Raw genomic sequence first — 9,236 nt, forward strand, 5'->3', positions numbered from 1 at the left:
CGGCTATCGGCCGGCGTCGGCCTGGCCACGGCGCCGCGCAGGCGGCGGGCAGGTCGCGCGGGGGCAGCAGCTGCAACCGGATGTCCGGCTGGTCGAGTCCGGCGTCGGCCAGCCGCTGGCGGACCAGTTTCTGCGCCTGGCGCTCCACTTCCTGTTCGGCCGGGGAGGCCGCCAGGGCGGTTTGGGCGATGGCGAGCAGCAGGCAGCCGAGGCCGTAGCGGGTTTTGGCGAATTTTTCCATTACAAATTGCGTGGTAATTGTTGCGTATACGATGACGGGCGCGCTTATTAGTATCGCTTTCCAATTGAATAGCTATTCATAGTAAATAGCTTGAACATGGTAGTGAACTGATAGGGTCAAGGCAATGGGCATGCATCTGGACAAGGCCCTGAGCATCCATCCCGAGGCCTTGCGGCTGCGGGCGGATCGGACCCGGGTGCTGGCGTCGAACATCGCCAACGAGAACACCCCGGGTTATCAGGCGCGTGACATCGATTTCAAGGCGGCGCTGGCATCGGCGGCCGCCGATTCGCCATTGGCGTTCGACGACGGCGGCGGCGATCTGCTGTACCGCCTTCCCAACCACCCGTCCCGCGACGGCAACACCGTCGAGCTCAGCGTCGAGCAGGCCGAGTTCTCGCAGAACGTTTCCGAATTCCAGACCAGCCTCACCTTCATCAACATGAAGCTGCACGGTTTGGCCAAAGTGATAGCGGGGCAATAAACCATGTCATTCCGCGACATCTCGCGCATCGCCGGTTCCGCCATGACCGCGCAGACGGTGCGTCTCAACACCGTGGCCAGCAACATCGCCAACGCCGACACCTCCGCCGGCACCGAGCAGGCCGCCTACCGCGGCCGCAAGCCGGTGTTCAGCAGCCAGATGCAGGGCGAGGGCATGGGCGTGCAGGTGCTGGACGTGGTGCAGAACCAGGAGCCGGTGCGCAAGGCGCACGAGCCGGGCAATCCGCTGGCCGACACCGACGGCAATGTTTTCTACAGCAACGTCAACGCGGTGGAGGAGATGACTGACATGCTGTCCGCCACCCGCGCCTTCCAGACCAATGTCGAGGTGCTGGCCAAAGTGAAAACCATGCAGCAGGACCTGCTGAAACTGGGAGATACCGCATGAGCGTGGAACAGGCGCAATCGAGGCAGCTCGCCGCCAACGGCGGCCAGAAGGACGGCGCGCAGAACGTGGCCAAGAACGGCGCCCAGCCGACCAACGACATGTTCATGACGCTGCTGCTGGCGCAGATCCGCAACCAGAGTCCGCTGGATCCGGCCGATCCGTCGCAGTTCGTCAGCCAGCTGGCGCAGATGAGCCAGATGCAGAGCACCCAGGACATGCTCAAGCAGCTGCAGAGCCAGGGCGCGATGCTGCGCGAGCTGCAGGGCGTGGCGCTGGGCGCGCAGGTGGGCAAGCCGGTGCTGGTGCAGACCGACCGCATCCGCAGCGACGGCCAGGGCGAGCTGAACGGCCGCCTGACGCTGGCAGGCCAGGAGGACGGCGCGACGCTGATCCTGACCGACGCCGCCGGCCAGCGCACCCGCATCGAGCTGGGCAAGCGCGCGGCGGGCGCGTCCGATTTCAAGATCAAGCTGGCCGATTACCATCTCGCCGCCGGCAACTACCAGCTGGAGCTGTCCACCGCGTCCGGCAGCAAGGGGCTGTTCGAGCTCAAGGCCGAGGTCGGCGGCGTGCGCCTGCCGGTCAACGGCGGCGAGCCGGTGCTGAGCCTGGCCGGCATCGGCGACTTCCCCGCTTCTTCCGTATCCGCCTTGCTTTCCGCTTAAAGTCACCCCGGAGATAACCATGAGCTTCGAGATCGCCCTTTCCGGCATCAACGCCGTCAACAACCAGCTGGGCAGCGTCAGCGACAACATCGCCAACTCCGGCACCTACGGCTTCAAGTCCGGCCGGGTGACTTTCGCCTCAGCCTACGCGGGCAGCCAGGCGATGGGCGTCAACGCCAATCCCAATAGCCAGAACATCGGCCGCAACGGCGGCCTGGTCAACACCGGCCGCGCGCTGGACGCCGCCATCGACGGCCGCGGCTTCTATGTGTCGCGCAGCACCGCCGGCGCGGTGACTTACAGCCGGGTGGGCATTTTCGACACTGACAAAGAAGGCTATCTGATCGACAACTACGGCGGCCGCGTGCAGGGCTACGGCCAGTCCGAGGACGGCGTGCTGGGCGCGCTGGGCGACATCCAGATTCCCACCGGCAACATTCCGGCCAAGCCCAGCGACCAACTGAAGTACACCGGCAACATGTCGGCCGGCTGGGCGGTGCAGACAGTGCCGTTCGACAAGGGCGTGTCGCAGAGCTTCAACCATTCCACGATATCCGCGGTGTACGACTCGCTGGGCAACAAGCACAACCTGACCCAGTACTTCTGCAAGAGCGCCGACAGCACCATCACCGTCCACTACCAGCTGGGCGACAAGATGCTGGCCGCCACCACCGATCTCAAGTTCGACACCAATGGCAAGATGACGCAGCCTACCGCTCCGGTGGACCTGGACCTGGGCTCCCCGGCCGGCGCCAGCGCGCTGAAAGTGGCGCTGGACTACAGCGGCACCACCCAGTATGCCGGCGAAGGCAGCACCACCCGCAGCGCCGCCAACGGCTATCCGCCGGGCGCGCGCACCGGCGTCAGCCTGGGCGAGAAGGGCGAAGTCATCGTCAGCTACAGCAACGATCAGAAGCAGGTGGTCGCGCGTCTGGCCATCGCCAACTTCGCCAATCAGGGCGCGCTGACCGCGGCCTCCCAGACCAGCTGGCAGGAGTCGACCGCTTCCGGTCCGGCGCTGCTGTCGCCGGCCGGCAGCAATATGGCCGGCAAGCTGGTCACCAGCTCGCTGGAGCAATCCAATGTCGACGTCACCTCCGAGCTGGTGTCGCTGATGACCGCGCAGCGCAATTATCAGGCCAACACCAAGGTGATCTCCACCGAGAACCAGGTGATGCAGGCGCTGATGCAGGCGGTGTAAGGCGATGGACAAGCTGATCTACACCGCGATGAGCGGGGCGGGCCGGATGCTGCGCGCGCAGCAGATCCACGCCAATAACCTGGCCAACGCCGAAACCGGCGGCTTTCGCGCCGACATCGACACCGCCGTCAGCCAGGAAGTGCCCGGCTACGGCTACGACGCCCGACTGCTGAGCCTGAATGCGCCGACCGCGCTGTCCGACCGCAACGGCACCGTGGTGGAGACCGGCCGCGAGCTGGACATCGCCTTGCAGGGCGACGGCTTTTTCGCCGTCGCCGCGCCGGACGGCAGCGAGGCCTACACCCGCGCCGGCAGCATGACGGTGGGCGCCGACGGCGGGCTCAGCGTCAACGGCCACCCGGTGCTGGGCGACGGCGGCCAGATCCGCTTGCCCGAAGGTTTTCTCAAGGCAAGCGTGGCCGCCGACGGCACGATTTCCGTGCTGAACCCGGATGACACCGCGATGCAGCCGGTGGACAAGCTCAAGCTGGTCAAGCCGGAGGCGCGCGAAGTGGGCAAGCGCCCCGACGGCTTGATCGCCGCGCGCCAGGGCGGTCCGCTGCCGGTGGACGACAGCGTGCGCGTGCAAAGCGGCCACCTGGAGCGCAGCAACGTGTCCGCGGTGGAGGAAATGGTGTCCACCATGACGCTCAACCGCAATTTCGAGATGCAGATGAAGCTGTTCAACGCCGCCAGCGACATGAACGAAGCGGGCAACCGCCTAGTGCGCGGCTGAACGCCCGACTGATTGGGAGATACGATGAATCCGGCACTTTGGATCAGCAAAACCGGCATCCAGGCGCAAGACGCGCGCCTGACCGCCATCGCCAACAACCTGGCCAACGTCAATACCACCGGCTTCAAGCGCGACCGCATGATGTTCGAAGACCTGTTCTATCAGGTCGAGAAGCAGCCCGGCAGCAAGGTGGACGACAACAATACCTCGCCGTCCGGCGTGCAGATGGGCAACGGCACCCGGCTGGTGGGCAGCCAGAAGGTGTTCACCGAGGGCAACATCACCACCACCAACCAGAGCCTGGACGTGGCCATCATCGGCCAGGGCTTCCTGCAGGTGAAGATGGCCAACGGCGAGACCGGCTACACCCGGGCCGGCCAATTGGGCCTGAACAAGGACGGCGTGCTGGTGACCGCCCAGGGCCTGCCGCTGGAGCCGGAAATCCGCATTCCGACCGACGCCTCCAAGGTCTCCATCAGCGAAACCGGCGAAGTGTCGGTGACCCGCGGCACCAGCACCACGCCGGAAGCGGTGGACCGCATCCAGCTGGCCGGCTTCATCAATCCGGCCGGCCTGCTGGCGCTGGGCGACAACCTGTTCCAGAAGACCGACGCCAGCGGCGACGCCAATGCCGGCGATCCGGGCAGCGGCGCGCTGGGCAAGCTCAAGCAAGGCAGCCTGGAAGGCTCCAATGTGCAGGTGGTGGAAGAGATGGTGGACATGATCGCCGCGCAGCGGACCTACGAGATGAACACCAAGGTGCTGTCCGCCGCCGACAATATGCTGCAGCAGCTGGGCCAGTCGGTACGATGACGCTTGCCCGCCTCGCGCCGCTGGCGGCCTTGCTGCTGGGGGCCTGCGCCCAGTTTCAGCCGCCGCCGCCGGAGCCGGACCCGTTGCCGGAGCTGATGCGGCAGCAGACTTCGCAGCCGATCGGCGGCGGCGTGTTCACGTCCGGCGGCTCGCTGTCGCTGACCTCTGACAACCGCGCCTTCCGCCCCGGCGACGTGCTGACCGTGGTGCTGGAAGAGACCACCCAGGCCAGCAAGCAGGCCGGCACCAGCTTCGGCAAGAAGTCCGGCGCCAAGATCGGCCCCTCGCTGATCGGCAACACCACCTTCAACGCTCAGGTCGGCATCGACGCCAACCGCGACTTCAACGGCTCGTCCAGCTCCACCCAGCAAAACGCGCTGGCCGGCTCGCTGACCGTGGTGGTGCACAAGGTGCTGCCCAACGGCCTGTTGCAGGTCAAGGGCGAGAAGCAGCTGGCGCTGAACCAGGGCGAGGAAATGCTGCGCCTGGCCGGCTATGTGCGGGTGGAAGACATCGACACCGACAACCGCGTTTCCTCGCTGCGCATCGCCAATGCCCGCATCGGCTATTCCGGCAGCGGCGCGCTGGCCGACGCCAACAGTCCTGGCTGGCTGATGCGCTTCTTCGCCAGCCCGCTGATGCCGTTCTAAGGTTTTTCATGATATCGAGACAGATTCGAAGCCTGATCGCCGCCGCCTTGCTGGCGGCGTTGTCGTTGCCGGCCGCGGCCCGTCCGCTGCGGCAGCTGGTCAATGTGGAAGGCATACGCGACAACCAGCTGATAGGCTACGGCATCGTCGTGGGCCTGGACGGCACCGGCGACAACTCGCAGGTGAAGTTCTCCGGCCAGTCGGTCGCCAACATGCTCAAGCAGTTCGGCCTGAAGATGCCGGAGAAGACCGACACCCGCGTCAAGAACGTGGCCGCGGTGATGGTCAGCGCCAGCCTGCCGCCCGGCTACAACCGCGGCCAGACCATAGACGTGACCGTGTCGTCGCTGGGCGACGCCAAGAGCCTGCGCGGCGGCACGCTGCTGTTGACCCAGTTGAAGGCGGCCAACGGCGAAGTCTACGCGCTGGCCCAGGGCAGCGTGGTGATAGGCGGCCTGTCGGCGCAGGGCAAGAGCGGCTCCAGCGTCACCGTCAACACGCCCACCGCCGGGCGCATTCCCAACGGCGCGTCGATCGAGCGCGAGATTCCCAGCGATTTCGAGCAGGGTGACAGCATACGCCTGAGCCTGCGCCGCCCCAGCTTCGAGACCGCCACCAATGTGGTGAGGACGATCAACCGCAGCTACGGCAAGATCGCCACCACCCGCAACGCCACCACCATCGAGGTGAGGGCGCCGGGCGATCCGACCGAGCGCGTGGCCTTCGTTGCGCGGCTGGAGAAGTTGAACGTGGACGTCGGCGCGGAAATCCCGCGCGTGGTGTTCAACTCCCGCACCGGCACCGTGGTGATCAGCGAGGGCGTCACCGTGCGCCCGGCGGCAGTGTCGCACGGCAGCCTGCGCGTGGTGATTTCCGAGTCGTCCCAGGTCAGCCAGCCCGGCCCGTTCAGCAACGGCACCACTCAGGTGGTGCCCGACTCCCGGGTGCAGGTGGAGCAGGGCCAGGGGCGGATGTTCAAGTGGCCGGCCGGCGCCAGCCTGCGCGCCATCATCGATACGGTCAATCGCACCGGCGCCACGCCGGACGACGTGATGGCCATCCTGCAGGCGCTGGACCAGGCCGGCGCGATAGACGGCGAACTGGTGGTGATCTGATGCTGAACAACGATTTGCAGAACCCGTCCGCCGGAGCCGGCGGAGACGCGCCGGTGGCGGCCGCCAGTCCGGAATACCGCAAGAAGGCGGAAAAGGCGGCCGAGATGTTCGAGGCCCAGTTCGTCCGCGAGATGTTCAAGCAGATGCGCAAGACCACCCGCGAGGTGGCGGGCGAGGACAGCGTCTTCGCCAACTCGATGAACGCCGACATGCTGGACATCGCCGACGGCGCCTTGGCCGACCAGCTGGCCAGCCAGCGCACTTTCGGCATCGCCAAGGTCATCCTGGCGCAGCTGCTGCCGGAGAATGGGAATATTCCCGTTAAGGATGTGGACGCCGCCGTCGCCAGTCTGAAGCAGGGCCGGGATGCCGGCCAGGGGCTGGCGGCCTTCGCCCCGCCCATGTTCCCACTCACCAAGTGATGACAGCCAACCATGCGCATGATCAATAACGCGCTGTCCGGCGCCCAGGCGGCGCAGGTCGCGCTGAACACGGCCAGCCAGAACATCGCCAACCAGCAGACGCCCGGCTATTCGCGCCAGGGCGTGGTGCTGGCCACCCAGGCCCCGGGCGCCGGCGATCCGCTGAGCGCCGGCTACGGCGTCAACGTCAGCAACGTTCGCCGCTTCAGCGACGATTACAAGAACTTGCTGCAATGGCAGGCCGGCTCCAATGTCGGTTCGATGTCGGCTTCCCAGCCGTATTTCACCCAGCTGGAAAAGGTGATGGGCAGCAAGGGCAGCAGCCTGTCCGAAGGCTTCGACCAGTTCTTCGCCGCGCTGAACGCCGCCAGCCTGGACTCCAACACCATGCGCGACCAAGTGGTCCGCTCGGCCGGCGCGCTGGCGCAGCGCTTCAACAACCTGGACGGCGTGCTCACCTCGCAGCTGGGGGCCATCGCCGAACAGCGCAACGCCACGCTGACGCAGATCAACAGCGCCACCGCCAATCTGGCGATGCTGAACGAGAAGCTGACGTCGGCCAAGGCCCAGGGCATCAACACATCCGGCCTGGAGGACGAGCGCGATCGCCAGATCGACGCGCTGTCCTCGCTGATCGAGGTGAGGGTGGTGGCGCAGCCGGACGGCAGCAAGACCATTTCGCTGAAGAATGGCCTGCCGCTGGTGGCCTCCGACAGCGCCGCCACACTGTCCAGCGAGGCCCAGCCGGATGGCAGCCAGCAACTGAAGCTGGCTTTCGGCACCGAAAAGTACGCGATGGCGGGTTCTGATCTCGGCGGCCAGCTGGGCGGGCTCAACCGCTTCGAAGCGGAAAATCTGCGGCCGGTCCAGGCCCAGGTGCGCACGCTGGCCGGCGAACTGGCCGCCCGCGTCAACGACCAGCTGGCCAAGGGCTACGACATGAGTGGCCAGCCGGGCAAGCCGTTGTTCCGCTATGACGCCGGCGCCGCCCACGGCCTGTTGCAGAGCACCGGCATCCTTGCCTCCGAGCTCGGTTTTTCCGCCGATCCGGCCAAGCCCGGCAACAACGACAATCTGCTCGAGGTGTTGAAGGTCAAGCAGCAAGCTTTCCCGCTGGCCGGCGTCGGCAATGTGACGCTGGGCGACGCCTATTCGCAGATGATCGGCCACCTCGCCATTTCCAGCCAGGCGAACAAGGCCGGGCTGGACACCGCCAATGTGATCCGCGCCGAGGCGGAAAAGAGCTGGCAGGCGACCTCGGGCGTCCAGCGGGACGAAGAGGCGGTCAGCCTGATCGAATTCCAGAAGATGTACCAGGCCAATATGAAAGTGATCTCGGTGGCCAACCAGCTGTTCGAAAGCACCCTGGCCATCCTGTAAGGACTTAGCATGCGTATTTCCAGCAACCAGTACCAATCCGTCGTGCTGCTGGCCATGCAGAACAGCAGTTCCGGCATGTCAGAGCTTTTGCAGAAGATGTCCAGCGGCCAGAGCATGCTCGTGCCGTCGGAGAATCCCATCGCCAGCGTGCGCCTGCTGCGTCTGCAGCGCGAAGAGGCGTCGCTGAAGCAGTACCGCGACAATATCGGCGCGCTCAAGTCGCAGCTGACCAAGAACGAAACGCTGCTGAGCGGCATCAGTTTCAGTTTGCGCGACGCGCGCGACCTGCTGGTGGCCGCGGCCAACCAGCCGGCGACCGACGACCTGAAGGCGATGGCCTCGCCATTGGCCAGTCTGCGCGACAGCATCCTGTACGCGGCCAACACCAAGGACAGCGAAGGCCGCTACATGTTCTCAGGCAGCGCGGTCAACAGCGCCACCATTGCCGTGGACGACGCTCAGCCGGCCGGCAGCCGCTACCGCTACAACGGCAACAGCGACCGGCAGCAGGTGACCGTGGGCGAGGGCGTGACCCAGACATCCAATGTCACGCTGGAGGCCATGGCCCCCTTGCTCAACCAGCTGGACAAGGCGATCGCCACGCTGCAAAGCCCTACCCTGGACAGCAAGGACCCGGCGGTGGGCGCCACCATGCGCGAGGTGATGAACGGCGTGGACGCCGCGCTGGATCGAGTCGGCGGCACCATTTCCGAGCTGGGCGGCGCGCAGAACGTGCTCAAGACCTTGGACGGCAACCATGACAGTCTGAGCCTGGCCAACCAGGGAAGCATCATCGAGCTGGGCAGCCTGGACTACGCCACCGCCTATATCGACATGAACAATCTGTCGATGGCGCTGCAGACCAGCCAGAAAGCCTACGGCAAGGTCAGCCAGCTGACGCTGTTCGACGTGATCTAAGCCATGTCCACCACGTTCAGCGGCATCAAGCAGACCAGCGGCGACAAGCGCTGGAGCAAGGACGGCGCGGCCGTCGCGGCGGCCAGCCCGCGCGCGCTTGCCGCCGCGCGCCCGGCGCTGGAGAGTCCGCGTCCGTCGGCCGGGGCCGCCAGCGGCTGGCGCTACAGCACCCAGCTCAACGAGCAGCTGAGCGCCGCGCAGTG

General features: G+C 66.0%; 12 protein-coding genes and 1 pseudogene. 12 read left to right on the forward strand and 1 reads right to left on the reverse strand.

The genetic code is table 11. From position 1 onward, the window contains the following. A partial coding sequence (locus VL52_RS22185; RefSeq protein WP_046159081.1) for a hypothetical protein occupies positions 1-241 on the reverse strand: 241 nt, incomplete at its 3' end. 130 nt (positions 242-371) lie between these two features. Between VL52_RS22185 and flgB the strand changes: the two genes are divergently transcribed. From flgB to VL52_RS22245, 12 genes and pseudogenes are all read left to right on the forward strand, one after another. Beyond that, positions 372-725 (forward strand): flagellar basal body rod protein FlgB, encoded by a 354-nt coding sequence (gene flgB, locus VL52_RS22190; RefSeq protein WP_011135253.1) that lies wholly within the window; start codon positions 372-374, stop codon positions 723-725. A gap of 3 nt (positions 726-728) precedes the next feature. Beyond that, positions 729-1,133, forward strand: coding sequence for a flagellar basal body rod protein FlgC (flgC, locus tag VL52_RS22195; protein WP_021477632.1), 405 nt, complete (start codon positions 729-731; stop codon positions 1,131-1,133). After that, positions 1,130-1,798: a flagellar hook capping FlgD N-terminal domain-containing protein gene (locus tag VL52_RS22200; RefSeq protein ID WP_046159082.1), complete on the forward strand. Its 669-nt coding sequence runs from the start codon at positions 1,130-1,132 to the stop codon at positions 1,796-1,798. Before flgC ends, VL52_RS22200 begins: the two co-directional genes overlap by 4 nt. Before the next feature lie 19 nt (positions 1,799-1,817). Further along, complete coding sequence (locus VL52_RS22205; protein ID WP_046159083.1) at positions 1,818-2,999, forward strand: flagellar hook protein FlgE; 1,182 nt, start codon at positions 1,818-1,820, stop codon at positions 2,997-2,999. A gap of 4 nt (positions 3,000-3,003) precedes the next feature. After that, positions 3,004-3,735 carry a flagellar basal body rod protein FlgF gene (locus tag VL52_RS22210; protein WP_046159084.1) on the forward strand — a complete coding sequence of 244 codons (732 nt, stop codon included), beginning with the start codon at positions 3,004-3,006 and terminating at the stop codon, positions 3,733-3,735. Between the two features lie 24 nt (positions 3,736-3,759). Continuing rightward, complete coding sequence (gene flgG, locus VL52_RS22215; protein ID WP_046159085.1) at positions 3,760-4,548, forward strand: flagellar basal-body rod protein FlgG; 789 nt, start codon at positions 3,760-3,762, stop codon at positions 4,546-4,548. Continuing rightward, positions 4,545-5,198: a flagellar basal body L-ring protein FlgH gene (gene flgH / locus VL52_RS22220; protein ID WP_046159086.1), complete on the forward strand. Its 654-nt coding sequence runs from the start codon at positions 4,545-4,547 to the stop codon at positions 5,196-5,198. Before flgG ends, flgH begins: the two co-directional genes overlap by 4 nt. Before the next feature lie 8 nt (positions 5,199-5,206). Beyond that, on the forward strand, positions 5,207-6,313 hold the full coding sequence (locus tag VL52_RS22225) for a flagellar basal body P-ring protein FlgI (protein WP_046159087.1): 1,107 nt from the start codon (positions 5,207-5,209) through the stop codon (positions 6,311-6,313). Then, on the forward strand, positions 6,313-6,735 hold the full coding sequence (locus VL52_RS22230) for a rod-binding protein (protein WP_046159088.1): 423 nt from the start codon (positions 6,313-6,315) through the stop codon (positions 6,733-6,735). The genes VL52_RS22225 and VL52_RS22230 overlap by 1 nt, the downstream gene beginning before the upstream one ends. A gap of 12 nt (positions 6,736-6,747) precedes the next feature. Next, positions 6,748-8,115 carry a flagellar hook-associated protein FlgK gene (gene flgK / locus VL52_RS22235; RefSeq protein ID WP_046159089.1) on the forward strand — a complete coding sequence of 456 codons (1,368 nt, stop codon included), beginning with the start codon at positions 6,748-6,750 and terminating at the stop codon, positions 8,113-8,115. A 9-nt stretch (positions 8,116-8,124) separates the two neighbouring features. Next, positions 8,125-9,033: a flagellar hook-associated protein FlgL gene (gene flgL / locus VL52_RS22240; protein WP_046159090.1), complete on the forward strand. Its 909-nt coding sequence runs from the start codon at positions 8,125-8,127 to the stop codon at positions 9,031-9,033. 3 nt (positions 9,034-9,036) lie between these two features. After that, positions 9,037-9,236 (forward strand): annotated as a pseudogene (locus VL52_RS22245) (hypothetical protein); the annotation flags it as partial.

Source organism: Chromobacterium vaccinii (assembly GCF_000971335.1).
Taxonomy (GTDB): Bacteria; Pseudomonadota; Gammaproteobacteria; order Burkholderiales; family Chromobacteriaceae; genus Chromobacterium; species Chromobacterium vaccinii.

Bases quoted from the DNA above. Each gene is read 5' to 3' on its own strand.
- flgH (WP_046159086.1), top strand. From the start codon at position 4,545: ATGACGCTTGCCCGCCTCGCGCCGCTGGCGGCCTTGCTGCTGGGGGCC.
- VL52_RS22210 (WP_046159084.1), top strand. From the start codon at position 3,004: ATGGACAAGCTGATCTACACCGCGATGAGCGGGGCGGGCCGGATGCTG.
- flgB (WP_011135253.1), top strand. From the start codon at position 372: ATGCATCTGGACAAGGCCCTGAGCATCCATCCCGAGGCCTTGCGGCTG.
- flgG (WP_046159085.1), top strand. From the start codon at position 3,760: ATGAATCCGGCACTTTGGATCAGCAAAACCGGCATCCAGGCGCAAGAC.
- flgL (WP_046159090.1), top strand. From the start codon at position 8,125: ATGCGTATTTCCAGCAACCAGTACCAATCCGTCGTGCTGCTGGCCATG.
- VL52_RS22200 (WP_046159082.1), top strand. From the start codon at position 1,130: ATGAGCGTGGAACAGGCGCAATCGAGGCAGCTCGCCGCCAACGGCGGC.
- VL52_RS22225 (WP_046159087.1), top strand. From the start codon at position 5,207: ATGATATCGAGACAGATTCGAAGCCTGATCGCCGCCGCCTTGCTGGCG.
- VL52_RS22230 (WP_046159088.1), top strand. From the start codon at position 6,313: ATGCTGAACAACGATTTGCAGAACCCGTCCGCCGGAGCCGGCGGAGAC.
- flgK (WP_046159089.1), top strand. From the start codon at position 6,748: ATGCGCATGATCAATAACGCGCTGTCCGGCGCCCAGGCGGCGCAGGTC.
- flgC (WP_021477632.1), top strand. From the start codon at position 729: ATGTCATTCCGCGACATCTCGCGCATCGCCGGTTCCGCCATGACCGCG.
- VL52_RS22205 (WP_046159083.1), top strand. From the start codon at position 1,818: ATGAGCTTCGAGATCGCCCTTTCCGGCATCAACGCCGTCAACAACCAG.